Source organism: Mycobacterium colombiense CECT 3035, assembly GCF_002105755.1.
In the GTDB taxonomy this organism is placed as follows: domain Bacteria; phylum Actinomycetota; class Actinomycetes; order Mycobacteriales; family Mycobacteriaceae; genus Mycobacterium; species Mycobacterium colombiense.
Window position 1 is genome coordinate 4,691,435 of the sequence record NZ_CP020821.1, and the last position, 26,286, is coordinate 4,717,720.

General features: G+C 67.2%; 26 protein-coding genes. 16 read left to right on the forward strand and 10 right to left on the reverse strand.

From position 1 onward, the window contains the following. The first annotated feature begins 139 nt into the window (after nt 1-139). A complete protein-coding gene (locus tag B9D87_RS22055; protein WP_007768355.1) occupies nt 140-964 on the forward strand; it encodes an SDR family NAD(P)-dependent oxidoreductase in 825 nt (274 codons plus the stop codon). 36 nt (nt 965-1,000) lie between these two features. Here the strand turns inward: B9D87_RS22055 and B9D87_RS22060 are convergent, their stop codons facing one another. Genes B9D87_RS22060 through B9D87_RS22070 form a run of 3 tightly spaced genes read right to left on the reverse strand, consistent with a single transcriptional unit; the run spans nt 1,001 to nt 3,853 of the window. Continuing rightward, nucleotides 1,001-1,396 (reverse strand): hypothetical protein, encoded by a 396-nt coding sequence (locus B9D87_RS22060; protein ID WP_007768354.1) that lies wholly within the window; start codon nt 1,394-1,396, stop codon nt 1,001-1,003. Between the two features lie 31 nt (nt 1,397-1,427). After that, nucleotides 1,428-2,072, reverse strand: a complete 645-nt coding sequence (locus tag B9D87_RS22065) for a PPE family protein (protein ID WP_077091087.1) — start codon at nt 2,070-2,072, stop codon at nt 1,428-1,430. Nucleotides 2,073-2,110: 38 nt separating this feature from the next. Next, nucleotides 2,111-3,853 (reverse strand): N-acyl-D-amino-acid deacylase family protein, encoded by a 1,743-nt coding sequence (locus B9D87_RS22070; RefSeq protein ID WP_007768351.1) that lies wholly within the window; start codon nt 3,851-3,853, stop codon nt 2,111-2,113. A 47-nt stretch (nt 3,854-3,900) separates the two neighbouring features. On the opposite strand from B9D87_RS22070, the gene B9D87_RS22075 reads away from it, so the two are divergent. Genes B9D87_RS22075 through B9D87_RS22085 form a run of 3 tightly spaced genes read left to right on the forward strand, consistent with a single transcriptional unit; the run spans nt 3,901 to nt 5,660 of the window. After that, nucleotides 3,901-4,272: a VOC family protein gene (locus B9D87_RS22075; protein ID WP_040629555.1), complete on the forward strand. Its 372-nt coding sequence runs from the start codon at nt 3,901-3,903 to the stop codon at nt 4,270-4,272. A gap of 10 nt (nt 4,273-4,282) precedes the next feature. After that, the gene (locus B9D87_RS22080) at nt 4,283-4,795 is read left to right on the forward strand and encodes a mycothiol transferase (RefSeq protein ID WP_007768347.1); all 513 of its coding nucleotides are present in this window, start codon (nt 4,283-4,285) and stop codon (nt 4,793-4,795) included. A 10-nt stretch (nt 4,796-4,805) separates the two neighbouring features. Continuing rightward, nucleotides 4,806-5,660, forward strand: a complete 855-nt coding sequence (locus tag B9D87_RS22085) for a hypothetical protein (protein WP_007768345.1) — start codon at nt 4,806-4,808, stop codon at nt 5,658-5,660. Between the two features lie 9 nt (nt 5,661-5,669). Here B9D87_RS22085 and B9D87_RS22090 read toward each other — a convergent pair whose 3' ends face one another. Next, nucleotides 5,670-7,412, reverse strand: a complete 1,743-nt coding sequence (locus tag B9D87_RS22090) for a cytochrome c biogenesis protein DipZ (protein WP_007768343.1) — start codon at nt 7,410-7,412, stop codon at nt 5,670-5,672. Between the two features lie 122 nt (nt 7,413-7,534). On the opposite strand from B9D87_RS22090, the gene B9D87_RS22095 reads away from it, so the two are divergent. The 3 genes from B9D87_RS22095 (at nt 7,535) to B9D87_RS22105 (ending at nt 11,770) form a co-directional block, all read left to right on the forward strand. After that, nucleotides 7,535-8,221: a TetR/AcrR family transcriptional regulator gene (locus B9D87_RS22095; protein WP_085977772.1), complete on the forward strand. Its 687-nt coding sequence runs from the start codon at nt 7,535-7,537 to the stop codon at nt 8,219-8,221. A gap of 73 nt (nt 8,222-8,294) precedes the next feature. After that, complete coding sequence (locus tag B9D87_RS22100; protein ID WP_007768340.1) at nt 8,295-8,843, forward strand: MmpS family transport accessory protein; 549 nt, start codon at nt 8,295-8,297, stop codon at nt 8,841-8,843. Beyond that, nucleotides 8,840-11,770 carry an MMPL/RND family transporter gene (locus B9D87_RS22105; protein WP_007768337.1) on the forward strand — a complete coding sequence of 977 codons (2,931 nt, stop codon included), beginning with the start codon at nt 8,840-8,842 and terminating at the stop codon, nt 11,768-11,770. The genes B9D87_RS22100 and B9D87_RS22105 overlap by 4 nt, the downstream gene beginning before the upstream one ends. Nucleotides 11,771-11,935: 165 nt before the next feature. On the opposite strand, the gene B9D87_RS22110 is transcribed toward B9D87_RS22105, so the two are convergent. The 4 genes from B9D87_RS22110 to B9D87_RS22125 form a co-directional block, all read right to left on the reverse strand. Then, the gene (locus B9D87_RS22110; RefSeq protein ID WP_040629314.1) at nt 11,936-12,451 is read right to left on the reverse strand and encodes a DUF5078 domain-containing protein; all 516 of its coding nucleotides are present in this window, start codon (nt 12,449-12,451) and stop codon (nt 11,936-11,938) included. A gap of 79 nt (nt 12,452-12,530) precedes the next feature. Beyond that, a complete protein-coding gene (locus B9D87_RS22115; protein WP_007768335.1) occupies nt 12,531-13,442 on the reverse strand; it encodes a crotonase/enoyl-CoA hydratase family protein in 912 nt (303 codons plus the stop codon). A 7-nt stretch (nt 13,443-13,449) separates the two neighbouring features. Then, complete coding sequence (locus B9D87_RS22120) at nt 13,450-13,761, reverse strand: hypothetical protein (RefSeq protein ID WP_007768334.1); 312 nt, start codon at nt 13,759-13,761, stop codon at nt 13,450-13,452. Nucleotides 13,762-13,771: 10 nt separating this feature from the next. Next, complete coding sequence (locus tag B9D87_RS22125) at nt 13,772-15,868, reverse strand: prolyl oligopeptidase family serine peptidase (protein ID WP_007768333.1); 2,097 nt, start codon at nt 15,866-15,868, stop codon at nt 13,772-13,774. Between the two features lie 66 nt (nt 15,869-15,934). On the opposite strand from B9D87_RS22125, the gene exaC reads away from it, so the two are divergent. From exaC to B9D87_RS22155, 6 genes are read left to right on the forward strand one after another with little or no spacing between them, the layout of a single operon-like run. Next, nucleotides 15,935-17,458 carry an acetaldehyde dehydrogenase ExaC gene (gene exaC / locus B9D87_RS22130; RefSeq protein WP_007768332.1) on the forward strand — a complete coding sequence of 508 codons (1,524 nt, stop codon included), beginning with the start codon at nt 15,935-15,937 and terminating at the stop codon, nt 17,456-17,458. Beyond that, nucleotides 17,458-17,955, forward strand: coding sequence for a DUF779 domain-containing protein (locus B9D87_RS22135; protein ID WP_007768331.1), 498 nt, complete (start codon nt 17,458-17,460; stop codon nt 17,953-17,955). Before exaC ends, B9D87_RS22135 begins: the two co-directional genes overlap by 1 nt. Nucleotides 17,956-17,974: 19 nt before the next feature. Further along, nucleotides 17,975-18,253, forward strand: a complete 279-nt coding sequence (locus B9D87_RS22140) for a putative holin (RefSeq protein WP_174320870.1) — start codon at nt 17,975-17,977, stop codon at nt 18,251-18,253. Further along, a complete protein-coding gene (locus B9D87_RS22145) occupies nt 18,246-18,833 on the forward strand; it encodes a hypothetical protein (protein ID WP_007768329.1) in 588 nt (195 codons plus the stop codon). The genes B9D87_RS22140 and B9D87_RS22145 overlap by 8 nt, the downstream gene beginning before the upstream one ends. Before the next feature lie 49 nt (nt 18,834-18,882). Next, nucleotides 18,883-20,280, forward strand: a complete 1,398-nt coding sequence (gene lpdA, locus B9D87_RS22150) for a dihydrolipoyl dehydrogenase (protein WP_007768328.1) — start codon at nt 18,883-18,885, stop codon at nt 20,278-20,280. A gap of 4 nt (nt 20,281-20,284) precedes the next feature. Continuing rightward, nucleotides 20,285-20,563 carry a hypothetical protein gene (locus B9D87_RS22155; protein WP_007768327.1) on the forward strand — a complete coding sequence of 93 codons (279 nt, stop codon included), beginning with the start codon at nt 20,285-20,287 and terminating at the stop codon, nt 20,561-20,563. Here B9D87_RS22155 and B9D87_RS22160 read toward each other — a convergent pair whose 3' ends face one another. Together B9D87_RS22160 and ramB are read right to left on the reverse strand one after the other, a co-directional pair. Continuing rightward, on the reverse strand, nt 20,564-21,118 hold the full coding sequence (locus B9D87_RS22160) for a carboxymuconolactone decarboxylase family protein (RefSeq protein ID WP_040629554.1): 555 nt from the start codon (nt 21,116-21,118) through the stop codon (nt 20,564-20,566). Continuing rightward, entirely contained in the window at nt 21,118-22,542 is a 1,425-nt protein-coding gene (ramB, locus tag B9D87_RS22165) for an acetate metabolism transcriptional regulator RamB (protein ID WP_007768325.1), read from the reverse strand. Before ramB ends, B9D87_RS22160 begins: the two co-directional genes overlap by 1 nt. Before the next feature lie 160 nt (nt 22,543-22,702). Between ramB and B9D87_RS22170 the strand changes: the two genes are divergently transcribed. The 3 genes from B9D87_RS22170 (at nt 22,703) to B9D87_RS22180 (ending at nt 26,203) form a co-directional block, all read left to right on the forward strand. After that, the gene (locus B9D87_RS22170) at nt 22,703-23,500 is read left to right on the forward strand and encodes an acyl-[acyl-carrier-protein] thioesterase (RefSeq protein WP_007768324.1); all 798 of its coding nucleotides are present in this window, start codon (nt 22,703-22,705) and stop codon (nt 23,498-23,500) included. Nucleotides 23,501-23,766: 266 nt separating this feature from the next. Next, nucleotides 23,767-25,053, forward strand: coding sequence for an isocitrate lyase (gene aceA / locus B9D87_RS22175; RefSeq protein WP_007768323.1), 1,287 nt, complete (start codon nt 23,767-23,769; stop codon nt 25,051-25,053). Between the two features lie 286 nt (nt 25,054-25,339). After that, on the forward strand, nt 25,340-26,203 hold the full coding sequence (locus tag B9D87_RS22180) for a 3-hydroxybutyryl-CoA dehydrogenase (protein ID WP_040629310.1): 864 nt from the start codon (nt 25,340-25,342) through the stop codon (nt 26,201-26,203). The last annotated feature ends 83 nt before the right edge of the window (nt 26,204-26,286 follow it).

Here is a 26,286-nt window from a genome sequence, read left to right on the forward strand (position 1 = left end):
CGGTGCTGGTTTTGCCCGCCTCGCAGCGACAGGCCGAATTGTCGCTCAGAGGCGGGCAATTCGCCTATTGCCCTGGCGGGGCGATGGCCGATACGACCGGCCGCGGCGGCGCCACCCTCGGCGCCCTAGGGTAAAACCCGTGGCCCTTCCGACTCCCGCACCCACCAGCACCGCCGTCGTGACCGGCGCATCGTCGGGCATCGGCGCCGACATCGCGCGCGAACTGGCCGACCGCGGTCACGGCGTCACACTGGTGGCCCGCCGCGAAGACCGGCTGCGCGAGCTGGCCGACGAACTCGCCGGCCGCGTGCGCGTGGAGGTGATCGCTTGCGACGTCGGCGATTCCGCCGCCCGGGCCGGCCTTCTCGTGGAGGTCGAGCGGCGCGGCCTGACCGCCGACATCCTGGTCAACAACGCCGGCATCGGCACCATGGGGTCGGTGACCACACTGCCCGTCGACGACGAGGTTGCTCAGGTGCGGGTCAATGTCGAGGCCGTCATCGACCTGTCCACCCGTGCGGTCCAGCAGATGGTGCCGCGCGGCCGCGGCGCGATCCTCAACGTCGGATCAACCGCGGGCTACCAACCCTTTCCGGGCCAGGTCGGCTATGCGGCCACCAAGGCGTTCGTCAACAACTACACGCAGGGGCTGCGCGGTGAGCTTGCCGGCACCGGCGTCACCGTCGCGCTGCTGTGCCCGGGCCCGGTGCGCACCGAGTTCGTGAAGAGCGCCGGCATGGACGAGCGCGACTTCGCCGATGCGTTTCCGAAGTTTATGTGGAAGCCGTCGCGCGAGGTGGCGCGCGCCGGAGTCGACGCGCTGGAGCACGATCGCGGGACGGTGATACCCGGGTTGCCGAGCCAGATCAGCACCCGGCTGCTTCAATTCATGCCCAGGCGAATCCTGTTGCCGTTATTGAAGAATCAGCACCCCAGCCTGCGCAGGGACCGCTCAGCGCGCTGACCCGGGCCAGGGCCGCCGGTGACCAGCGCATCGCCGCTAAGCCGGCAGCGAGAACACCACGCAGTCGTGCAGGCATCCCTTTGCGGCGTCGGGGGAGTCGGCGTCGCGGTGGAGCAGCGCGCGGGTGGGCACCACGGTGAGGCGCGCGGTCTCCGCGCCGGCATCGGTCACTTCGGCGGTGCCGTCGACGATCAAGGAGTAGCCCCCAGGCTCGGCGGGCGGCCACAGCAGCGTCACGTCGGCACGCTGGGCGAGGTTGTTGCGGGTCCGTCCGCCGATCAGCCCGACGTCCAGCGTCGCCCCGCGCAGCTGCGGCTCGACCGTCACGGTGTGCACCCGGTAGCCGTCGTCGACCGTGATCAAGTAGGCGTACGGGTAGTCGGCCAGCGCGTCGGACAGCGCCTGGATATCGACCTTCTTCTTGGTGCGCATGATCTTCCAGGATAGGCGCGGGATTCCGGAGCTACTGGGGTGCCGAGGGCCGCAGGAACCCGGCGATGCGCGACGTGTACCCGCGGGCGACCGCGCCGGAGCTGGCCGGGCGCGTGACGGCCGTGCTGGTGTTGGAGAAGCCGAGGTTCTGCAGCACCTGGTTCCAGGGCGGCAGCTTGGCGACGGCCGCCGACGCGTCGGCGTGATAGCCGAACATCGCCGCCACGTCCGCGGCCCACATCTGCTCGTAGGCCGCCTCGATGTCTGCGATCGCCGCCGTGCTCTGACCCAGGTGATTGTTTGCCGCCAACGCCGACACCAGGGCGCGGTTGGCCGCCACCACGGCGGGTTGCACGGTGGCGGCGAGGGCCACCTCGAAGGCGGTCGCGATCGCCGACGCCTGGTGCGACACCTCCTCGGCCTGCGCGGCCGCCGCGCTGAGCCAGCTCACATATTGGCTGGCCACGGACATCATCGCCGCCGACGAGGCGCCCTGCCAGGAGCCGCTGGCGAGATCCGTCGTCACCGAAGAAAATGACGATGCCGACGATGCCAACTCTTCGGCCAGCCCGTCCCACGCCGCCGCGGCAGCAAGCAGCGGCCCGGGACCAGGACCGGAGAAAATTAGTGCCGAGTTGACTTCTGGCGGCAACCACGCAAAATGCGGGTTCGTCACGGACCCAACTTAGCTGGTATATGCCACTTTTGGTGGCGTTATCGCGAGGCTGCGGGATCAAGCTGGCGACCACGCACCAACTTGCCTGGCCGGGCGTCGGTGGGAACGCCGTTCTCGGCGATGACTTCCCCGGCCACGATCGTCGCGACATACCCCTCGGCGGTCTGGTCCAGGCGCCGCCCCCCGGCGGGCAGGTCGTAGCTGATGATGGGCTTGTGCAGCCGCAATGCGGCGTGATCGATGACGTTGAGATCGGCCTTGTAGCCGACCCCGATCCGGCCGCGATCGGCCAGCCCGGCGACGCGGGCCGGCACCGACGTGAGCTCGCGAACCGCCTCGGCCACCGTGAACCGCCCGGCCTTGCGGTCCCGTGCCCAGTGCGTCAGGAAGTAGGTCGAATAGCTGGCGTCGCAGATCATCCCGTAGTGCGCGCCGCCGTCGCCCAGGCCGAGCACCACGTCCTCGCGGTGCAGCAGTTCGCCGACGGTGTCCAGCGAGTTGTTCTGCAGGTTGCTGGTGGCGACCAGCAGCATCGCCTTGCCCTCGTCGTCGAGCAGCCGGTCGTAGGCCTCCTCCATCGGATCCACGCCGCGGGCGCGGGCCCGGGCCCCGATGCTGGTCGACGGGTCGGGCTCGTAGTCGGGGGTGTCGCCCAGTGGGAAGATCCAGTCCCACATCTGGGCCACGTACAGGATCGGGTGCCCCTGGCCCGGCTTGTCGGCCAGGATGCGGGCGCGGACCTCGGGCTTGCGCATCTCGGCGACGCGCTCGGCCAGCGGCAGGTGCGCGATCTCGCGGTAGCTGGGGTAGAGCACGAACGGGTTGGCGGACAGCTGCAACCCGATGATCAGACCGATCGGTCGCGGCAGCAGCTGGGCGGTGACTCGGATTTCGCCGCCATCGGCGGCGCTGTTGGCCTTCTCGATCATGGTGATGGCGTCCGGCCAGGACGGGTCGCCCGAGTTGGCGACGACGAGGGTGAAGGTGACCGGCAGTCCGACGTCCTCGGCGACGTCGAACACCGTCTGCAGCACCGGCTGGTACCCGCCCGCCGGGATGTCGGGAACGAACTGCAGCAGGCCGCCGCCGCCGTCCACGACGCCGCGGGCGATCTCCTCGATCTCCTCCCTTGCAGCCTCGTAACTCGGTATGGGCGAGCCGCTTTCGGTCTTGTGGATGGTCAGCCGCGACGACGCGAAGCCGAGTGCGCCGACCTCGATCGCCTCCCTGGCGAGCTCCCGCATCCTGGCCAGGTCGTCCGGGGTGGCCGGCTCGCGGTCAGCGCCGCGCTGGCCCATCACGTACACCCGCAGCGGTGAGTGCGGCAGGTACGCGGCGACGTCGATGTCGCGCTTGCCCGATTCGAGGGCGTCCATGTATTCGGGGAACGTCTCCCACGTCCACGGCAGCCCGTCGGTCATCACGACGCCGGGAATGTCTTCCACGCCGGCCATCACGTCGACGAGCACGTCGTGGTCGGACTGGCGGCAGGGCGCGAAGCCGACCCCGCAGTTGCCCATCACCACGGTCGTCACCCCGTGCGCCGAGGACGGGGTGAGGCGCTCCGACCAGATGGACTGGCCGTCGTAGTGCGTGTGCAGGTCGACAAAGCCCGGTGTGACCAGCAGCCCGGTCGCGTCGATCTCGCGCGCTGCGGCCGCGCCGTTGACCGCGCCGACCGCTTGGATGACGCCGTCTTTCACGGCCACGTCACCGATGTACGGCTCACCCCCCAACCCGTCGACGATGGTGCCATTACGGATGATGAGGTCGTAAGTCATTCAAACAATCTACGACCGTTGCGGCGGGTCGTGCCAGGATGTTTTCCGTGATCGACCACATCGGAATCAACTGCGCCGACTATCCGAAATCCCAGCGGTTCTACGACACCGTGCTGGGGGCACTCGGGTTCACCCGGCAGCTGGATTTCGGCCGGGCCATCGGATATGGCCGCGACGGGCATGCGGCATTTTGGATCTCCGACGGTGCGGGCATGGCTCCGAACCGGGAAAACCACATCGCGTTCGAGGCCGCCGGCGAGGACGCGGTGCGCGCCTTCCACCAGGCGGCGGTGGCATTGGGCGCCGAGTCGCTGCACGAGCCACGCGTGTGGCCCGAGTACCACCCCGGTTACTTCGGCGCGTTCGTGCGCGACCCGGACGGCAATAACGTCGAAGCGGTCTGGCACGCGCGCACGTAATGTCGGTGGCATGGCCAACTCGGACGCTGCCACCCAGGAACTGCTCCGCGATGCGTTCACCCGGTTGATCGAGCACGTCGACCAGATCACCGACGGGTTGACCGACGAGGTGTCCGGCTACCGGCCTGACCCGAACGCCAACAGCATCGCGTGGCTGCTCTGGCACAGCGCGCGGGTGCAGGACATCCAGCTGGCCGACATCGCCGGCGTCGAGCAGGTCTGGTTCCGCGACGGCTGGGTGGACCGGTTCGGACTGGACCTGCCGCGTGACGACACCGGTTACGGGCACAAGCCGCAGGAGGTGGCCAAGGTGCAGGCGCCCGCGGACCTGCTGTCCGGCTACTACCACGCGGTGCACAAGCTCACCCTCGAATACGTCGCGGGGGTCACCGCCGGGGAACTGGCCCGCGTCGTCGACACGAACTGGGATCCGCCGGTGACGGCCAGCGCACGGCTGGTGAGCATCATCGACGACTGCGCCCAGCACCTCGGCCAGGCCGCGTACGTGCGGGGGATTGCGTAGATTCGCAGGCGTGCGATTCGCGGCGACCGTGCTGTTGTGGCTCATCACCACGCTCGCGCTGGCGGTCGCGATCCCCGCGGGGTGGACGCAGCTCCACGTCGTCGACGCCGACGGTTACGCCGCGCTGGCGCAACACGCGGCGATCGACCCCGCCCTGCAGTCCGCCATGGCTTCCGAATTGACCACCCGGGCAATGACTCTCATCGCCGAGCACGGCGGCGGCCGCGCTCCGGTCGACAGTTCCGAGGTGCACGACGCCGCCCGCGCCTTCACCGCCGGCCCGGCGTTTCCGCCGCTGTTCGCCCAGGCGAACCGGGCCGCGCACGGCTGGCTGTTCGGCGACCCGGGGGCCGGCGACGGCGGCAACCAGTGGGCGGTCGACGTGGCACCGATGCTCAACGACGGTGCGATTGAGCCGCTGCTCAGCCGCCACCACGTCACGGTTCCCGCGAAAATCACTGTCCCGCTGACCGTTTCGGTCCCGCACTCGATGCGGCAGGGACGGCTGAGCCGGCTGACCACCTGGGGCCCGTGGGTGAGTGTGGGCGCGGCGGCGCTGTGTGGTGTCTGCGCGCTGCTCACGGTGGCCGCCGCGCGGCGGCGTGGCAAGGCGCTGAGCAGCCTGGGCGTCTCGGCGCTGCTCGTGGGCGCCGGCGGCTGGGCGGGCATCGAGGTCGCCGGGCGCTACGTCAACGACGCGCTCAACCGCACCGCCGGCAACGTCCGCACCGTGGCCGAGGTGATAGTCGGCCACGCGGAAGCCGGTCTGCACCAATGGCTCAACGCGACCTTGCTCGCCGGAGCCGCGCTGGTGGCCCTCGGCGTGGTCGTCGCGATGCTGGGCAGCTTCGCGAAGAAGCCGTGAGCCCGGCGGCTAGCCGAACGTGAACGAAAACACCTGCAGACCTTTGCTGACCTGCATGTCCAGCTGATCGCGGTGGGCGGAGTCGTCGGCGACGATCCGGTGCAACGTGGGCGCCCCGCCGATCGGCGTCGTGGTGGTCTTGCCGTCGCGGGTCACGGTGAGCGTGCCGGTGCCACCGACGACGGCGTAGACGTCTTTCGCGGTGTAGTTCAGCCGGACCACGGAGTCGTCACCGTCGGCCGTGGCCCCTTGGTCGTCCAGGTTCCAGCGGCCGCGCAGGGCGAACTTGTCCTCGGCCAGGGTCGGCGGGAAGCTCAGCGTGGCGGCGCCGTCTTTGTAATCCCCACTGCCACCGTAGTTTCCGGACTTGCCGACACCCAGATACGTCTCGGGCGTCAGCCTGGTCTGCGGAGTCATGTCTGCCGAGTTCGTCGGCGCGGGTAACGCAACGCCGGGATGGGCGTCGGCCAGCAGCGTGCGGATCAGCCTCTCGGTGCCGTCGTAGTCGCCTTCACCGAACTTGGTGTGCCGCACTTGGCCATTCGCGTCGATCAGGTACTCGGCCGGCCAGTACAGGTTCTGGAAGTTGTTCCACGTCGCGTAGTCGTTGTCCAGTGCGATGGGATAGGTGATGTGCAGGTCCGCGGCGTCGCTGGCCACATTGGCGGTCACCCGCTCGAAGGCGTACTCGGGGGTGTGCACCCCGATGACGAGCAACCCGCTGTCGCGATAGCGGTTGTACCACCCGATCACGTGCGGGATGGCGCGCTGACAGTTGATGCACGAGTAGGCCCAGAAGTCGATCAGGATCACCTTGCCGCGCACCGCCGTCGGGTCGAGCGGCTTGCCGTCCGGGGTGTTGAGCCATCCGGTGACGCCGGTGAGGGCGGGAGCGGGTCCGCACTGTTGCAGCTCGGCGGAGCCGCTGGAGCAATCGCTGAGCGCGCCGTCGACGGTGGCGCCGGGCGGGCTCAGCGGCACCCCGCTGCCCTGGTTCGGCTGTTGCACGGGGGCCGAACCCAGGCTGCGCTCGATGTCGTTGGCCCCCAGCCTGTTCTGCATCGCCGTCGTGTAGTCGGGGACGGCGCGTTGCAGCATCGCCGGCAGGTTGAACACCAGCGCCACGGCCAACACGATCATCGCGATCCCGCCGGCGATCTGAATCACGCGCTGCCGGCGGCGGAACGCGGCCACCCGTTCGGCGACGCGCCGCCCGGCCAGCGCGAAGGCCAGCAGCGGCAACGCGTTGCCGAGGGCGAACGTCGCGGTCAACACCAGCGCGCCGGGACCGATCGACGACGTCCCGCCCGCCACGACGATCGCGGCGAGCACCGGGCCCGCGCACGGCACATACAGGGCCCCCAGCGTCAGGCCCAAGCCGAAACCATCTGTCCCAGAGCTGATTTGGCGCTGTGGAAAATATGCGAACGGCCGCTCGAGCAGGTGCTGCACGGGCGGGAAGATCAACCCCAGGCCGATCAGGATCAACACCACTAGTGCGGTCCAGCGGATCGCGTCCTGCGGCAGGTGCAGCGCCGTCAGCAGCGCGGAACCGATCAACGTGGCCAGGCTGAAACTGCACACCAGGCCGGCGATCACCAAGTATGGCCGGGTAGCAGACTTCACGCTTCGCGCACCGGCCCGGCTGCTGTCCATGCCGGACAGCAGGATCACCGGCAGCACCGGCAGGATGCACGGCGAGATACCGGTGATCAACCCGCCGAGAAACCCGATCAGGGCGACGGTCTGCACGCGCTACTCGGAGGCGCTCGACGGCGGGCAAGCGATCAGCATGGTTACACCTTTACCTGGTTTGCCGCCGCCGAGTGACCCGGGTACAAATCACGCAGCGTGCGTTATGCAAATCACACAACGTGCGTTACGCTCAGCCGGTGGCGCAACTAACATTCCAGCGCGCCCGCACAGAGGAAAAGAAGCGCCAACGTGCGGAGGCCCTCGTGGAAGCCGCACGCTCGCTGGCCATGGAAACGGGCGTCGCGTCGGTGACCCTGACCGCGGTCGCCAGCCGGGCCGGAATCCACTACTCGGCGGTGCGCCGCTACTTCACCTCGCACAAGGAAGTTCTGCTGCACCTGTCCGCCGAGGGCTGGGTGCGATGGTCGAACACGGTGTCGGAGAAGCTGGCCGAGCCCGGCGCGAAGTCGCCGTCGCGCATCGCCGAGACGCTGGCCGAGGCCCTGGCCGACGACCCGTTGTTCTGCGACCTGCTGGCCAATCTGCACCTGCACCTCGAACACGAGGTGGACGCGGAACGGGTCATCGAGGTCAGGCGGATCAGCACCGCGGCCACGCTGTCGCTGGCCGATTCGATCGGGAGTGCGCTGCCCGAGCTCGGACGGTCGGGCTCGCTCGACATCTTGCTGGCCGCATACTCGCTGGCGGCCACGCTGTGGCAAGTCGCGAACCCGCCGGAGCAACTGACCGACGTCTACGCCGAGGAACCGGAAGTGGTTCCGCCCGAATGGAATTTGGACTTCGCATCCGCCCTCACCCGCCTGCTGACGGCGACGTGTGTCGGCCTCATCGCGGAATCCTCATGAACTCAGAAAGGGGGCCGGAGCGCCGTGGCTTGGCGAGTGCAACCGGTGAAGACGGGAAGGACCTGGAGCGCCCATGACGACGACTGAGCCAAGGACCGAGCCGCTGGATAAGCTGGGTTCCGCCGGCAGGGAGGGCAACATGGTCGGTCCGCAGCGCGCCAAGAAAAAGGGTTTTTTGGGGCGTTTCTGGCTGGTCCTCACCATCGCAGCTGTCGTCGCGGTGTCGGGATTCGTCGTATACCGATTGCACGGCGTCTTCGGCGTCCACCGCGGCTCTTTCGGTGGTGGCACCTCGGGCGAGGTCCTCGACGAGTTCAACGCCAAGACGATCACGCTCCAGGTCTGGGGCCCACCCGGCAGCACGGCGACCATCAACTACCTCGACGAAAATTCCCATCCGCAGCAGGCGCTCAATGTGCCCTTGCCCTGGAGCAAAGTATTGAGTTCAACGAAGCCCGGCATCCCGGCAAACCTGGTGGCGCAGGGCGACGGCAGTTGGATCGCCTGCCAATTCGTGGTGAACAAGCACGACGGGAGCGGTGACGTCATCAAGACTCCGAATCGCTCAGATCCCAACCAAACCGTGAACGCCTTCGTCTATTGCCTGGACAAGTCCGCATGAGCGAGCCGGCCGAGGCTCCGCCGCGCGTCGACCAGCCGCTGATCCCGCCGTTCCTGCCGCGGATGATCCACCGGCTGGCGCTGCCGATCGTCCTGGTGTGGTTGGGCATCGTGTTCGTCACCAACACCGTGGCCCCCCAGCTGGAGGTCGTCGCCAAAACCCACTCGGTGTCGATGAGTCCGACGGCCGCGGTGTCCTTTCAGTCGATGATGAAGGTCGGATCGACGTTCAAAGAGTTCAACTCCGACAACTCGGCCATGATCCTGCTGGAGGGTGACAAGCCACTCGGGGCCGAAGCGCACCGCTACTACGACGAGATCGTCCGGCGCGTCGAGCAAGACAAGAAACACGTTCAGCACGTCCAGGATTTCTGGAGTGATCCGCTGACGGCGGCGGGTTCCCAGAGCCACGATCAAAAGGCGGCGTACGTCCAGGTCTACCTCGCCGGCAACATGGGCGGCGGGCTGGCGAACGAGTCCGCCGAGGCCGTCCGCAAGATCGTCAACTCGGTGCCCGCGCCGCCGGGGATCAAGGCATACGTCACCGGCGCGGGCCCGCTCTTCGCCGATCAGTCCCACGCGGGTGAGAAGGGCGTAGCGAAGGTCACGCTCGTCACGTTCGCGGTGATCATCCTGATGCTGCTGTTCGTCTACCGGTCGGTGATCACCATGCTGATCATGCTGGTCATGGTCTTCGTCGAGTTGGCAGCGGCCCGTGGTGTCGTCGCAGTCCTGGGAAATTACGGAGTCATCGGGCTTTCCACCTTCGCCAATAACATGCTGGTGCTGATGGCGATCGCCGCCGGGACGGACTACGCGATCTTTGTGGTCGGCCGCTACCACGAGGCCCGTGGTTTGGGCGAGTCGCGCGAAAAAGCGTTCTACACCATGTTCCACAGCACGGCGCATGTCGTGCTCGGTTCGGGTCTGACCATCGCCGGCGCGATGTACTGCCTGAGCTTCTGCCGGTTGCCGTATTTCGAGTCGTTGGGCGTGCCGTGTGCCGTCGGCATGCTGGTGGCGGTTCTCGCGGCGTTGACGCTGGGCCCGGCGGTGCTGACGGTGGCTTCGTTCTTCAAGCTCATGGATCCCAAGCGCACGCTGCAGACCCGGGGCTGGCGTCGCATGGGCACCGCGGTGGTCCGCTGGCCCGCACCGGTTCTCGCGGTGACCATCGGGGTCGCGTTGGTCGGTCTGCTCGCCCTGCCCGGTTACAAGACCGACTACGACAACCGCCACTTCCTGCCGGCGGACACCCCGGCCAACGTCGGCTATGCCGCCGCCGACCGGCACTTCGACCAGGCCCGCCTTAATCCCGAGCTATTGATGATCGAGACCGACCACGACCTGCGTAACCCGGCCGACTTCATCGTCCTGGACAAGGTCGCCAAGGCGGTCTTCCACATCCCCGGCATCGGCCGGGTGCAGACCATCACCCGACCGTTGGGCACGCCGCTCGACCACAGCACCCTCGGGTTTCAGATGGGTGCACAAGCCGCAGGGCGGATCCAGACCCAGCACTATCAGGACGAGCAGGCGGCAAACCTGCTCAAGCAGGCCGACGAGCTGCACAAGACGATGGCAACGCTGCATGAGCAGATGCAGGTGACCCAGGATCTCAGCAACACCACGCACGAAACCACCAGGCTCACCAAGGAAACCGTGCAGATCACCGAGAAGTTGCGCGACGACATCGCGAACTTCGACGACTTCTTGCGGCCGATCCGCAGCTACTTCTATTGGGAGAAGCACTGTTACGACATCCCGGTCTGCTGGGCACTCCGGTCGGTCTTCAACGCGCTCGACGGCATCGACCAGGTGGCCGAGAACATCGTGAACCTCAGCGCGAATCTGGACAAGCTGGATCGGATCCAGCCGAAGCTGGTGGCGCTGATACCGCCGCAGATCGAGAGCCAGCAGCGCAACCTCGACACCATCATGTCGAACTATGCGATCACGCAGGGTCTTAACGAACAGGCGAGAGCGCAGTCCGACAACGCCACCGCCCAGGGCGATGCCTTCGACAAGGCGAAGAACGACGACACGTTCTACCTTCCGCCGGAGGCGTTCAAGAGCCCGGACTTCGCGCGGGGTCTCAAGCAGTTCATCTCGCCGGACGGGCGCGCGGTCCGGCTGATCATCTCCCATGAAGGCGACCCGGCGAGTCCCGAGGGCATCAAGCACATCGAACCGATCAAGCAGGCCGTGCACGAGGCGATCAAGGGCACCCCGTGGGAGGGCGCCAAGGTCTACCTCGGCGGCACCGCCGCGACGTACAAGGACATGCACGACGGCTCCAACATCGACCTGCTGATCGCCGGAATTGCCGCAGCCACACTGATTTTCATCATCATGCTGGTGATCACCCGAAGCGTCGTGGCGGCCTTCGTGATCGTCGGCACGGTGTTGCTGTCGCTGGGCGCCTCCTTCGGGCTCTCCGTGCTCCTATGGCAGTACATCCTGGGCCTGAAGTTGCACTGGATGGTGCTGGCGATGGCGGTCATCCTGCTGCTGGCCGTCGGCTCGGACTACAACCTGCTGCTGATATCGCGGTTCAAAGAGGAAATCCACGCCGGGCTCAAAACCGGGACGATCCGCGCGATGGCCGGTTCGGGCTCGGTGGTGACCTCCGCCGGTTTGGTGTTCGCCGCCACCATGGCCACGTTCATGTTCAGTCCGCTGCTGGTGATGGCGCAGGTGGGTACGACGATCGCGCTGGGTCTGCTGTTCGACACCTTGATCGTGCGGTCGTTCATGACGCCGTCGCTGGCCACCCTGCTCGGGCGCTGGTTCTGGTGGCCGCAGCACGTGCGTCCACGGCCGGCCAGCACGATGCTGCGACCGTACGGACCGCGTCCCGCCGTGCGCGAGCTGATCCTCAACGACGTCGACGAGCACCCGGCGGGCGGAGTGGTGCAGCCGCGCTGATCGTTACGTCACGTGAGTGTCGAGATTCCTGCCGGCGGGAAGAGCTGCGAATCGGCTTGAGTGCACCCCAAAGACGATCACGCAGTTTCTTGATCGCGTTGACGACCGTAGCCCTGACCCGCAACACGTGCTGCGGCCCTACGAACCTAGGCCGGCGCGTGGACTCTAGCCTTGGGGGGCGTCGACCCTACCCTTGACAGGCCCGGGCCACCCAGGTGGACCGGTCGGCTCGGCCCAGTCCCAGACGGACATGTCGCCGGGCGGGTAGGTGTTGCAGATGTCGGTGGCCTTGGCGACCACGCCCTTGTTGTTCCAGAAGATCTTCATGTGGTTGGGCCAGGCCAGCCATAGAGGGTCGGCCTGTGGCGCAAAAAAGTTCTCGGAATAGTTCCGGCGGTCCTCCGGCGACAACGCATAGAACCAGTGCGCCTTGTCGATGGTCGCCTGCTGCACGTTCGGGTGGTTGTCGAAGTCGATCATGTAGCGCTGGTAATACACCGGGCTGGTGTCCCGGGAGGCCGCCAGGATCTGCTCGGCGTCGCACGTCGTGTTGATCATTCGGCGGGGGATCGGGAAGTCCTCCGTGGAGTCGGCTACCGCGGTCGACGGAAAGATCGCAGCGGTAACACCCAGAGCAAGGAACGCGGCGCCTGCACGCAGGCCAGTACTCAGCCGAGACATAGCAATTACGGTAACACTTTTTGGGCCGCCACGAACAGTTCCCAGGTCACTGCCAGGCTTTGGCTAGTGCATCTCAGTATCAGTCGCGATCAGGGACGATGACGTGTGTCGGGTCGGGCCGCAGCTCCGGCGGGGCCTGGCTGTAGTCGCCGAAGGGGCCGTCGCGGCGCTCGATCGCGGCCCGCACGCCGTCGGCCTCGGCGGCCTTGATGAAGGCCAGCGCGTCGGGGGTGTTGCGCATCAGGCCGTCGAGGATGCCGCCCAGCGTCTGGGTGGAGGCCAGCCCCATGTTCTCGTAGGCCTGGTTGACGATCAGCTTCTGCGCCTGCAGCTGCGACAAGGGGATCTGCGCCAGCTCGGCCGCGATCTCGGCGACCCGGGCCTCCAGCCGCTCGAACGGCACCGCCTCGTTGATCAGCTCGATCTCGGCGGCCTGGACGCCGGTCAGCGGCCGGCCGGTCAGCGAGTGCCACTTGGCCCTGGCCAGGCTGAGCCGGTAGAGCCACATCCCGGTCAGATACGCCCCCCACATCCGGCTGTAGGGCGTGCCGATCACGGCGTCCTCGCTGGCGACGACGATGTCGGCGCACAGCGCGTAGTCGCTGGCCCCGCCCACGCACCAGCCGTGCACCTGGGCGATCACCGGCTTGGACGCCCGCCAGATGGCCATGAACTTCTGCGTCGGCCCGGTCTCCCGGGCGCTGACCATCGCGAAGTCCTTGCCGGGATCCCATTTCCCGTCGGTCATCATGGCCTCGCCCCACTGCTGGAACCCGCCGCCGAAGTCGTAGCCGCCGGAGAAGGCCCGGCCCGCCCCGCGCAGCACGATGACTTTGATCGCCGGGTCACGCTCCGCCAGGCCGATGGCGGCCTCGATCTCGTCGGGCATCGGCGGCACGATGGTGTTGAGCTGCTCCGGACGGTTCAGCGTGATGGTGGCCACCGGGCCTGCCGTCCGGTACAGCAGCGTCTGGAAGTCGCTGGTTGGCATCGCTTCCTTAGGGGTCGGGCTGACGATTCTCCGGCGAGGACGCGTAGATTCGCCCACCGATCTTCAGGTACGGGGTGGTGAGGTAGGCCGAGAACGCGATGATGGCGGCGAAGACCGCCGCCGCCGCGACGCCGTTCGGCCAGAGCTGGCCCGTCCCGAACGCAAAACAGACGATGCCGATGATCGCGGTCGCCCAGTAGAACCGCCGGCCGGCGCGGCGGTGCTTGACGAAGCGATAGCGCGCCTGTGCCGCCGAGGCCAGGATGAAGATCAATCCCGTCGCGAGCAGGGTGAGTTCGATGCGTTGGATCGCGGACACGTCGACGATCCTATGGCCGCGCGAGCGTCTGCCATAGGAACGAGTAGGTCAGCGCCGACTTGAACGCCACCTGCTCGTTGTCCGCCGCGCCGGCGTGACCGCCCTCGATGTTCTCGTAGTAGAAGACCGGATGACCGGCGGCCTCAAGCGCCGCCGTCATCTTGCGGGCGTGACCCGGGTGCACCCGGTCGTCGCGGGTGGAGGTGGTCATCAGCACCGGCGGGTACCGGCGCGTCGCCGAAATGTTCTGGTAGGGCGAGTATTCGGAGATGAACGCCCAGTCGTCGGGGTCGTCGGGGTCGCCGTATTCGGCGACCCACGAAGCGCCGGCCAACAGCAGGTGGTAGCGCTTCATGTCCAGCAGGGGCACGCTGCACACCAGCGCGCCGAACTTCTCCGGGTACTGGGTCAACATGATGCCCATCAGCAGGCCCCCGTTGCTGCCGCCCTGCGCCCCGAGCTGCTCGACGGTGGTAATGCCGCGATCCACCAAATCGGTTGCCACCGCGGCGAAGTCCTCGGCCACCTTGTGCCGTCCCTCGCGCATCGCCTGGGTGTGCCAGCCTGGGCCGTATTCGCCGCCGCCGCGAATGTTGGCCAGCACATAGGTGCCGCCGCGGGCCAGCCACAGCCGGCCCAGCACGCCGCTGTATCCCGGTGTGTTCGACGATTCGAAGCCGCCGTAGCCGTAAAGCAGGGTGGGCGACGGGCCCTCGGAGGCCTGCGGACCGCCGGGCCGCACCACGAAGTAGGGGATCGAGGTGCCGTCCTGCGACGCGACGAAATTCTGTGTCACCGAGATGTTTTCGGCATCGAAGAACGCCGGGGCGGACTTGATCTGCTCGAGTCGCCCGTCGTCGGTTCCGCGCATCAGCCGCGACGGCGTGTCGAATCCGCTGGAATCCAGGAAGAATTCGTCACCGGTGTCGTCGGCGGAAACGACCACGGTGTTGGTCGCGGCGGGGATGCCGGCCAGCGGCTCGCGGCGCCAGTCGCCTGGTGACGATCGCAAGCGCGGCGGAGCCGGGCGCAGCGGGTCGTCACGCGATGGCGGCGTGACGATCTCCACGCGGCTGGCCACGTCGACCAATGAGACGATCAGCAGCCGATCCCTGGTCCACGCGTAGTGGTTCAGGGCGGTGTGCTCGTCGGGTTCGAAGACCACCTGCAATTGCGCTGTGCCGGCGAGGAATTCGTCGTAATTCGCGGCCAACAGCGACCCGGCGGTGTAGGTCGCCTCGCCCAGCGACCACTCGCTGCGCAGTTCGATCAGCAGCCACTCGCGGTGCAGGCTCACGCTGGCATCGGTGGGCGCGTCGATGCGGATGAGTTCCGACCCGCGCAACTCGTAGACCTCTTCGTTCCAGAAGTCCAGCGCGCGGCCGATCAGGGTGCGCTCGTAGCCGGGGATCCGGCTGGTGCTCGCCACCACGTTGACATCGGAACGCGCCCCCTCGAACACCGTCTCCGCCTCGGCGAGGGGGGTGCCGCGCCGCCAGCGTTTCACCACCCGCGGATAGCCGGAATCGGTCAGCGAATCGGGGCCGAAGTCGGTGCCCACCAGCACGGTGTCCGGATCGGCCCAGCTGACCTGCGACTTGGCCTCCGGAAGCGCGAACCCGTCGTCGATGAATTGCCGTGTCAGCATGTCGAATTCCCGCACGATGGTGGCGTCCGAGCCGCCGCGGGACAGGCTGACCAGTGCGCGGGTGTATTCGGGATAGATGACGCCGGCGCCGGCCCACACCCATTTCTCGCCGTCGGCCCGGCCCAGCTCGTCCACGTCGATCAGCACGTCCCACTCGGGCGACTCGGTGCGGTAGCTGTCCAGCGTGGTGCGCCGCCACAGGCCGCGCGGGTTGGCCGCGTCACGCCAGAAGTTGTAGAGGTGCTCGCCGCGGCGGACCACGTAGGGAATCCGGGCGTCGGTGTCGAGCACCTCGAGCGCCTCGGTGCGCATGCGTTCGAAGTTCTCGTCGCGAAAACGCGCCAGCGTCGGCTCGTTACGCGCCCGCACCCAGTCCAGCGCCTCGTCGCCGGTGACGTCCTCGAGCCACAGGTACGGATCTTGGGTGTCTTCGGGGGCGGCGTGAGCTTGCGACGTCATGGAAGCCATTGTGGCGCCGGCGGTAGTGTGAGGTGAATTACACAGCCGATCGAGGGGTGAGAGCAGATGACTGTTTTCGCACGTCCAGGTTCTGCCGGGGCATTGATGTCGTATGAATCCCGCTATCAGAACTTCATCGGCGGGCAGTGGGTCGCCCCGGTGAAGGGGCGCTACTTCGAGAACCCGACGCCGGTGACCGGCCAGACGTATTGCGAGGTGGCCCGCTCCGACGAGGCCGACGTCGAGAAGGCGCTCGACGCCGCCCACGCGGCGGCTCCCGCGTGGGGCAAGACCGCGCCGGCCGAGCGGGCCGCGATCCTGAACAAGATCGCCGACCGCATCGAGGAGCACACCGCCGCGCTGGCGGTGGCCGAGGTCTGGGACAACGGCAAGCCGATCCGCGAGGCGCTGGCCGCCGACATTCCGTTGGCCGCCGACCACTTCCGGTATTTCGCCGCCGCGCTGCGCGCGCAGGAGGGATCGCTGTCCCAGATCGACGAGGACACCGTGGCCTACCACTTCCACGAGCCGCTCGGCGTGGTCGGGCAGATCATCCCGTGGAACTTCCCGATCCTGATGGGCGCCTGGAAACTGGCGCCCGCGCTGGCGGCCGGCAACGCGGTGGTGCTCAAACCCGCAGAGCAGACACCGGTTTCGGTCCTCTACCTGATGTCGCTGATCGGTGATCTGGTGCCGCCCGGGGTGATCAACGTCGTCAACGGCTTCGGCGCCGAGGCCGGCAAGCCGCTGGCGTCGAGCAACCGGATCGCCAAGATCGCGTTCACCGGCGAGACCACCACCGGGCGGCTGATCATGCAGTACGCCTCGCAGAACCTGATCCCGGTCACGCTGGAACTGGGCGGCAAGAGCCCCAACATCTTCTTCTCCGACGTGCTGGCCAGGGCCGACGATTACCAGGACAAGGCGCTGGAGGGCTTCACCATGTTCGCCCTCAACCAGGGCGAGGTGTGCACCTGCCCGTCGCGCAGCCTGGTCCAGGCCGACATCTACGACGAGTTCCTCGAGCTGGCGGCGATCCGCACCAAGGCCGTCCGCCAGGGCGATCCGCTGGACAGCGAGACCATGCTGGGGTCGCAGGCCTCCAACGACCAGCTGGAAAAGGTGTTGTCCTACATCGAGATCGGCAAGGACGAGGGCGCCAAGGTGATCACCGGCGGCGAGCGCGCCGAGCTCGGCGGCGACCTGTCCGGCGGCTTCTACATGCAGCCCACCATCTTCAGCGGCAACAACAAGATGCGGGTCTTCCAGGAGGAGATCTTCGGGCCGGTGGTGACGGTGACGTCGTTCGCCGATTACGACGACGCCATCGCGATCGCCAACGACACCCTCTACGGCCTGGGCGCCGGGGTGTGGAGCCGCGACGGCAACACCGCGTACCGGGCCGGGCGCGACATCCAGGCCGGGCGGGTGTGGGTGAACTGCTACCACGTCTATCCCGCGCACGCGGCGTTCGGCGGCTACAAGCAGTCCGGCATCGGCCGGGAGAACCACAAGATGATGCTCGACCATTACCAGCAGACCAAGAACATGCTGGTGTCCTACTCCGAGAAGGCGCAAGGGTTCTTCTGATGGCTCGGCCGGCCGGGCCCCCGCCCGGGGTGGTCATCACCGCCCCGGCCGCCGAGGTGCTGACGCGGCTGCAGGCAACCCACGGCCCGGTGATGTTCCACCAGTCCGGCGGCTGCTGCGACGGCTCGTCGCCGATGTGCTACCCGCTCGGCGACTTCCTCGTCGGTGACCGCGACGTGCTGCTCGGCGTGCTCGACGTCGGGACGGACGGCGTGCCGGTGTGGATTTCGGGCCCGCAGTACGCGGCGCACTATCGCGACAAGCACACCCAGTTGGTCATCGACGTGGTGCCGGGCCGCGGCGGCGGGTTCAGCCTGGAGGCGCCCGACGGGGTGCGGTTCCTGTCCCGCGGCCGCGCCTTCACCGACGAAGAGCGGGCGTCGCTGGCCACCGCCGCGGCGATCACCGGCGCCGACTACGAACGCGGCGAACGCCCGGCGGCCCGGGGCCCGGTGGTGGCTGACGCGGCCTCGGCGGCATGCCCCCCTCGCCGGTAACCGCAGTACAGTCGGGAAAGTGATCCCTCTTCCGCGCCCCTGGTTGTTGGCCAGCGGCATGCTGATCGGCAGTGCGGTCGGACTTTTGGCGGGTGTGGCGTGCACCGTGGCCGTCCACGCAGGCATCCGCCCGGGCATCGCGATCGCGTCGGTGGTCGGCATCCTCAGCGTCGTCGGGCTGACGACGATCCTGTTTTCCGGACGACGCTGGGTCACCACGCTCGGCGCGTTCCTGCTGTCGGTGGCGCCGGGCTGGTTCGGCGTCCTGGTCGCGTTGCGGGTGACCGCCGGTGCCTGACGACAAGGACGCCGCGAACCCGGGCACCGAGGCATTCGTGCCGGACTTCTCGGATGACGAGGACGACGCCGAGCACACCGGCACCCAGTCGTGGGTCCCCGATTTCGATGACGACACCGGCGAGCACCCCGCCGCAACGGAACCCGAGGCCGCCACCGGCACCGCCGAAGAGGCGGCCACGCCCGCGCCGGATGCCGGCGAGCCGGAGCCCGCCGAGCCCGTCGGCGTGGTGCAACCGATCAACGTGCCCGGCCGGTACCTCTACCTCAAATGGTGGAAGTTGGCCCTGGTGCTGCTCGGCGTGTGGGCCGCCGCGGCCGTGATCGGGCTGGGGCTGTTCTATTGGTGGTACCACTCGGTGGACAAGACCGCCGCGCTGTTCGTGGTGCTGGTCTACGTGGTGGCGTGCGTCGTCGGCGGGGTGATGCTGGCCATGACCGAGGGCAGGCCGCTGATCTCGGCGCTGTCGATCGCGACGATGTCCGGGCCGTTCGCCGCGCTGGTCGCCGCGGCACCCCTGTACGGCTACTACCACTGCGAGCGGGTGGGGCACTGCCTCGTCGGCGTCATTCCGTATTGACGCCTCGCCCGGGCGGCCACCAAGGGTGGTGGCCAACTAGGGTGGGCTCGTGACTTCTCACTATGACGTCGTCGTCCTCGGGGCCGGTCCCGGCGGATATGTCGCAGCCATTCGCGCCGCGCAGCTGGGCCTTAGCACCGCGGTCATCGAACCGAAGTACTGGGGCGGAGTCTGCCTCAACGTCGGCTGCATCCCGTCCAAGGCGCTGCTGCGCAACGCCGAACTCGCCCACATCTTCACCAAAGAGGCCAAGACGTTCGGCATCAGCGGCGAGGCGACGTTCGACTACGGGGTCGCGTTCGACCGCAGCCGCAAAGTGGCCGAGGGCCGCGTCGCCGGCGTGCACTTCCTGATGAAGAAGAACAAGATCACCGAAATCCATGGCTACGGACGGTTTACCGACGCCCACACGATCTCGGTCGACCTCAACGACGGCGGCACCGAGACCGTCACCTTCGACAACGCCATCATCGCCACCGGCAGCAGCACCCGCCTGGTTCCCGGCACGTCGCTGTCGGCCAACGTGGTCACCTACGAGGAACTGATCCTGTCGCGCGAGCTGCCGGAGTCGATCATCATCGCCGGATGCGGTGCCATCGGCATGGAATTCGGGTACGTGCTGAAGAACTACGGCGTGGACGTCACCGTGGTCGAGTTCTTGGCGCGCGCCCTGCCCAACGAGGACGCCGAGGTCTCCAAGGAGGTCGAGCGGCAGTTCAAGAAGATGGGCGTCAAAATCCTCACCTCGACGAAGGTCGAGTCCATCTCCGACAACGGCTCGGAGGTGACCGTCGTCGTCAGCAAGGACGGCAACTCTCAAGAGCTCAAGGCCGCTAAGGTGTTGCAGGCCATCGGTTTTGCGCCCAACGTCGAGGGCTTCGGCCTGGAGGCGGCCGGCGTCGCGCTGACCGACCGCAAGGCCATCGGGATCACCGACTACATGCGCACCAACATCGAGCACATCTACGCCATCGGCGACGTCACCGGCAAGCTGCAACTGGCCCACGTCGCCGAGGCCCAGGGCGTGGTGGCCGCCGAAACCATCGCCGGCGCAGAGACTTTGGCGCTTGGCGACTACCGGATGATGCCGCGGGCGACGTTCTGTCAGCCCAACGTCGCCAGCTTCGGCCTCACCGAGGAGCAGGCTCGTGAGGAAGGCCACGACGTTGTGGTGGCGAAATTCCCGTTCACCGCGAACGGTAAGGCCCACGGCGTGGGCGACCCCAGTGGGTTCGTCAAGCTGATCGCCGACGCCAAATACGGTGAGCTGCTGGGCGGACACCTGGTCGGCCACGACGTCTCCGAGCTGCTTCCGGAGCTGACGCTGGCCCAGAAGTGGGACCTGACCGCCACGGAGCTGGCCCGCAACGTGCACACCCACCCGACCATGTCCGAGGCGCTGCAGGAATGCTTCCACGGCCTGACCGGACACATGATCAATTTCTAACGTCATGCGCACCGTCACCCCCCAGGCCATCGTCGGTGCCGTCGGTGGCCTGGCGGCCGGTTATGTCCTGTGGTTGCTGGCCATTTCGAACGGCGACAACGCGACGGCCGGCCAGTGGGCCCCGCTGGTGCTGCTGGGCTCGGTGGTGCTTGGGGCCGGTGCCGCGCTGTGGGGCTTGCGGCAGCGCCGGCGCGGCAAGCAGGCGTGGGCGGTGTTCGCCTTCGCGCTGCCGGTCCTTCCGGTGATACTGACGCTCGCCATCCTCGTCGACGTCTACCTCTAGCTAGCGCGGATGGTCCAGCGGAATGTCGAGCGCCGACATGGTTGCCGCAAGGCCGTCGTATTGGCTTGCCAATAAACAGAATTCAATCAGCTGCCGCCGATCCAGGTGGGCCGCCAGCTGCCGCCAGGTGTCGGCGGTGACGGTCCGGTCTTTGACGAATTCGTCGGTGGCCGCCAGCAGCGCCTGCTGACGCACGGTCAGGCGGGCATCGACGGGGTCCAGCTTCTCGGGCCAGGCGAAGATGGCGGCCTGCAGGTCCGCGTCCAGCCCGGCCTTGCGGGCCATCCGGCGGTGGTGCTGGAGTTCGTATTCGCACGCGCGCAGGTGCGCGACCCGCAGGATCACCAGTTCGGTGTCGACGGTGGGAAGCTTCCCGCGCAGCAGCCGGCCGCCGTACGCCAACCACGTCCAGAACAGCAGCCGGCGCTGTCCCAGCGTGGTGAAGAGGTGCATCTCCGGGGCGGCCACGGTGCGTGCGCCCAGCTTCGCGATCACCCAATTGATCGGTCCCAGTTCGCGAAACCGCCCCGGTGGGATCCGGCCGTCCGGTGGGATCACGGCTGGGTCACCAGGTAGGGAGACACCGTGCTGCGGTGCTCGTCGAGATCGAGTGCGCGTCCGAGCGCCGGGAAGGCGCGCTGCGGGCAGTTGTCGCGTTCGCAGACCCGGCAGCCCGCGCCGATCGGTGTGGCCACTGTCCCTGGTTCCCCCGAAACGTCGAGTCCTTCGGAGTAGACGAGCCGGTGAGCGTGGCGAAGCTCGCAGCCCAGCCCGATCGCGAAGGTTTTACCCGGCTGACCATACCGGGCCGCGCGACGTTCCACGGTGCGGGCCACCCACATGTAGTTGCGCCCGTCGGGCATCTGGGCGATCTGCACCAGGATCTTGCCCGGGTTGGCGAACGTCTCGTAGACGTTCCACAGCGGGCAGGTACCACCGCTGGAGGAGAAGTGAAAGCCGGTGGCGGACTGACGTTTTGACATGTTCCCGGCCCGGTCGACCCGGACGAACGAGAACGGCACACCGCGCATCGACGGGCGCTGCAACGTCGAAAGCCGGTGCGCGATGGTCTCGTAACTGATCGAGTAGAACGACGACAGCCGCTCGACGTCGTAGCGGAAGTTCTCCGCGACGTCGTGGAACTGGCGGTACGGCAGCACGGTGGCCGCGGCGAAGTAGTTGGCCAGCCCGAGCCGGGCCAGCGTGTGCGACTCGTCGCTGGTGAACTTGCCCTCCTCGACCAGAGTGTCGATCAGATCGCCGAATTCGAGGTAGGCCAGTTCGGCGGCCATCTTGAAAACCTGCTGGCCCAACGACAGGTGATTGCTGAACTCCAGCGTCTTGGTCGTGGGGTCGTAGCGGTGCAGCACGGTGTCGCCCAGGTCGATCCGGCGGTTGATGTGCACCCCGTGCACCTCGGTGAGCCGGCGGGTGAGCTCACGCGCCAGATCGCCGTGGTGCAACCGCATCTTGATGGTGAGGTCCTCGGCGGCGGTGTCCAGCTCGTGCAGGTAGTTCTGCCGTTGGTAGAAGTAGTCGCGCACTTCCTCGTGGGGCATGGTGATCGAGCCGCTGCCGCTGCCGTCGGAGAAGCGCTCCTCGGTGGCGGCCGCGAGCTGCGCCGTGGTGATCCGGTAGCGCCGGTGCAGGTTGACCACCGCACGGGCCAGCCCGGGATGGGCGCTGACCATCTCGGCGACCTCGGTCGGGTCGACGTCGATGTCGAGATCGCGGTCCATGGTGACCTCGCGCAACTCGGCCACCAGCCGGGTGTCGTCCTGCGAGGAGAAGAAGGTCGCATCCACCCCGAACACCTCGCTGATGCGCAGCAGCACCGCCACCGTCAGCGGGCGGACGTCGTGCTCGATCTGGTTGAGGTAGCTCGGCGAGATCTCCAGCATCTGGGCCAGCGCTGCCTGGGAGAACCCGCGTTCGTTGCGCAGCTGGCGCACGCGGGAGCCGACGAACGTCTTGGACACTTCTCCGAGGTTACCGGCCGTGCGAAGATCTGGTTCGCAGACTTGGCAGCGCAGGCCGTCGCGTCGAAATTGGTGTTCGGCGCACCTCGTTGGCATGATGCGACCGGGGCCTCAGGCCTTAGCCTGGGGTAACCACGAGGAGGAATCGGGGAGCGACGCCGTGAGCCTGGACAAACAACTGATGCCGGTGCCCGACGGTCACCCTGACGTTTTCGATCGCCAGTGGCCGCTGCGGGTCGGCGACATCGACCGCACCGGCCGGTTGCGGCTCGACGCGTCCGCGCGCCACATCCAGGACATCGGCCAGGACCAGTTGCGCGAGATGGGCTTCGAGGAGACCCACCCGCTGTGGATCGTCCGGCGCACCATGCTCGACCTGATCCGCCCGATCGAGTTCAACGACATGCTGCGCCTGCGCAGATGGTGTTCGGGCACCTCGAACCGCTGGTGTGAGATGCGGGTCCGCATCGATGGGAAGCGCGGCGACGGGCTCATCGAGTCCGAGGCCTTCTGGATCAACATCAACCGCGAGACCCAGATGCCCTCGCGCATCGCCGACGACTTCCTGGCCGGCCTGCACAAGACGACCTCCGTCGACCGGCTGCGCTGGAAGTCCTACCTGAAGCCGGGGAGCCGCGACGACGCGGTCGAGATCCACGAGTTCCCGGTCCGGGTCACCGACATCGACTTGTTCGACCACATGAACAACTCCGTGTACTGGAGCGTGATCGAGGACTATCTGGCGTCGCACCCGGAACTGCTGCAGCCGCCGCTGCGCATCACGATCGAGCACGAGGCGCCGGTGGCGCTGGGCGACAAGCTGGAGATCATCTCGCACGTCCACCCCGCCGGATCCACCGAGCAATTCGGCCCAGAGCTGGCCGATCGCACTGTTACAACGCTCACATACGCCGTCGGCGACGAGGCGAAAGCCGTCGCCGCGATCTTTGCTCGCTAAATCGGACAAGCGTCCCGTTAACCGCCGTTGACCTGCGCATTCTTGTTACCGGCGGGTAGCTTCTGAAACGGTTAAGTGAGTTCGCAACTTAGCAAACTTCGCAAATTTAAGCGTTCCCGTTGCTTAAATTGGCAACTGAAACGGGTGGACCAGCCCCTATGAGCTGTGTCATCTTCGACTTAGCACACCAGTGAAGTTGAGCCGCTAGCTACCGCCGGTGAGGCGTCCACTAACTCAGTAGTGAAGATCGTGAAGGAGCATGCCCAATGTCTGTCGTTGGCACCCCCAAGAGCGCCGAACAGATCCAGAAGGACTGGGACACCAACCCGCGTTGGAAGGATGTCACCCGGACCTACACCGCCCAGGACGTCGTCGCCCTGCAGGGCACCGTCGTCGAGGAGGCCACCCTGGCCCGTCGCGGCGCCGAGGTGCTGTGGGAGCAGCTCCACGACCTGGAGTACATCAACGCGCTCGGCGCCCTGACCGGCAACATGGCCGTGCAGCAGGTGCGCGCCGGCCTGAAGGCCATCTACCTGTCCGGTTGGCAGGTCGCCGGTGACGCGAACCTGTCCGGCCACACCTACCCCGACCAGAGCCTGTACCCGGCCAACTCGGTGCCGCAGGTGGTGCGCCGCATCAACAACGCGCTGCTGCGCGCCGACGAGATCGCCGCGGTCGAGGGTGACACCTCGGTGAAGAACTGGCTGGCGCCGATCGTCGCCGACGGTGAGGCCGGTTTCGGTGGTGCGCTCAACGTGTACGAGCTGCAGAAGGCCATGATCGCCGCCGGCGTGGCGGGATCGCACTGGGAGGACCAGCTGGCCTCGGAGAAGAAGTGTGGCCACCTGGGCGGCAAGGTGCTGATCCCGACCCAGCAGCACATCCGCACCCTGACCTCGGCCCGCCTGGCCGCCGACGTGTGCGACGTTCCGACCGTCGTCATCGCCCGGACCGACGCCGAGGCCGCCACGCTGATCACCTCCGACGTCGACGAGCGCGACCAGCCGTTCATCACCGGTGAGCGCACCAAGGAGGGCTTCTACCGGGTGCGCAACGGCCTCGAGCCCTGCATCGCCCGCGCCAAGGCCTACGCGCCGTTCTCCGACCTGATCTGGATGGAGACCGGCACTCCGGACCTCGAGCTCGCCGCCAAGTTCGCCGAGGGCGTCAAGTCCGAGTTCCCCGACCAGATGCTGGCCTACAACTGCTCGCCGTCGTTCAACTGGCGCAAGCACCTGGACGACTCCACCATCGCGAAGTTCCAAAAGGAGCTCGCGGCAATGGGATTCAAGTTCCAGTTCATCACGCTGGCCGGCTTCCACGCGCTGAACTACTCGATGTTCGATCTGGCCTACGGCTACGCCCGCAACCAGATGAGCGCTTACGTCGAGCTGCAGGAGCGCGAGTTCGCCGCCGAGGAGCGTGGCTACACCGCCACCAAGCACCAGCGCGAGGTGGGTGCCGGTTACTTCGACCGCATCGCCACCACGGTGGACCCGACCTCGTCGACCACCGCGCTGGCCGGCTCCACCGAAGAGGGTCAGTTTCACTGAGGACGAGCGGGCCGTGCCCGCGAGGACGAAGTGAAACCGAAGGCTTGAGTCACTGAGGACGAGCGGGCCGTGCCCGCGAGGACGAAGTGAAACCGAAGGCTTGAGTCACTGAGGACGAGCGGGCCGTGCCCGCGAGGACGAAGTGAAACCGAAGGCTTGAGTCACTGAGCGAGCTCGCGGCGCACGCCGCGCCCTGAAAATGAGATGAAGTAGCGTAGGCCCCGCCCGGCTAAACCTGGGCGGGGCCTATTGCGGTGCAAGACGATACGACACCGGAGAGAAATCAGTGAGTGACGCAACGATCCAGCGGGTAGGAGTTGTCGGGGCGGGCCAGATGGGGTCCGGCATCGCGGAGGTCTCGGTCCGTGCCGGCGTCGACGTGACCGTGTACGAGACCACTGAGGCCCTGATCACGGCCGGCCGCAACCGCATCGTGAAGTCGCTGGAGCGCGGCGTCAGCGCCGGCAAGGTGACCGAGCGGGAACGGGACCGGGCGCTGAGCAAGCTCACCTTCACCACGGACCTGAAGGACCTCGCCGACCGTCAGCTGGTCATCGAGGCGATCATCGAAGACGACGCCGTCAAGGCGCAGGTCTTTGCCGAACTCGACCGGGTCATCACCGACCCCGATGCGGTTCTGGCGTCCAACACCTCGAGCATCCCGATCATGAAGATCGCCGCGGCGACCAAGAACCCGCAACGCGTGCTGGGGCTGCACTTCTTCAACCCCGTGCCGGTGTTGCCGCTGGTCGAGTTGGTCAGCACGCTGGTCACCGACGACGCCGCCGCGGCACGCACCGAGGAATTCGCGAGCGCCGTGCTGGGCAAGCAGGTCGTGCGCTGCTCGGACCGGTCCGGCTTCGTGGTGAACGCGCTGCTGGTGCCGTATCTGCTGTCGGCGATCCGCATGGTGGAGGCCGGCTTCGCCACCGTCGAAGACGTCGACAAGGCCGTGGTGGCCGGGCTGTCACACCCGATGGGCCCGCTGCGGCTGTCGGACCTGGTCGGCCTGGACACCCTGAAGCTGATCGCGGACAAGATGTTCGAGGAGTTCAAGGAGCCGCAGTACGGGCCCCCGCCGTTGCTGCTGCGCATGGTCGAGGCCGGCCGGCTGGGCAAGAAGACGGGCCAGGGCTTTTATACCTACTGAGTAACAACTGGTGGCGCACCGGTGCCGCGATGACCGCCTATTGACGGATCGGTTAGTATGCTCGCGTTAAATAGACGAAAGGT

Bases quoted from the DNA above. Each gene is read 5' to 3' on its own strand.
- B9D87_RS22155 (WP_007768327.1), top strand. From the start codon at position 20,285: ATGCGCACCGTCACCCCCCAGGCCATCGTCGGTGCCGTCGGTGGCCTG.
- B9D87_RS22105 (WP_007768337.1), top strand. From the start codon at position 8,840: ATGAGCGAGCCGGCCGAGGCTCCGCCGCGCGTCGACCAGCCGCTGATC.
- B9D87_RS22070 (WP_007768351.1), bottom strand. From the start codon at position 3,853: ATGACTTACGACCTCATCATCCGTAATGGCACCATCGTCGACGGGTTG.
- B9D87_RS22100 (WP_007768340.1), top strand. From the start codon at position 8,295: ATGACGACGACTGAGCCAAGGACCGAGCCGCTGGATAAGCTGGGTTCC.
- exaC (WP_007768332.1), top strand. From the start codon at position 15,935: ATGACTGTTTTCGCACGTCCAGGTTCTGCCGGGGCATTGATGTCGTAT.
- B9D87_RS22135 (WP_007768331.1), top strand. From the start codon at position 17,458: ATGGCTCGGCCGGCCGGGCCCCCGCCCGGGGTGGTCATCACCGCCCCG.
- B9D87_RS22080 (WP_007768347.1), top strand. From the start codon at position 4,283: ATGGCCAACTCGGACGCTGCCACCCAGGAACTGCTCCGCGATGCGTTC.
- B9D87_RS22060 (WP_007768354.1), bottom strand. From the start codon at position 1,396: ATGCGCACCAAGAAGAAGGTCGATATCCAGGCGCTGTCCGACGCGCTG.
- aceA (WP_007768323.1), top strand. From the start codon at position 23,767: ATGTCTGTCGTTGGCACCCCCAAGAGCGCCGAACAGATCCAGAAGGAC.
- B9D87_RS22125 (WP_007768333.1), bottom strand. From the start codon at position 15,868: ATGACGTCGCAAGCTCACGCCGCCCCCGAAGACACCCAAGATCCGTAC.
- B9D87_RS22115 (WP_007768335.1), bottom strand. From the start codon at position 13,442: ATGCCAACCAGCGACTTCCAGACGCTGCTGTACCGGACGGCAGGCCCG.
- B9D87_RS22110 (WP_040629314.1), bottom strand. From the start codon at position 12,451: ATGTCTCGGCTGAGTACTGGCCTGCGTGCAGGCGCCGCGTTCCTTGCT.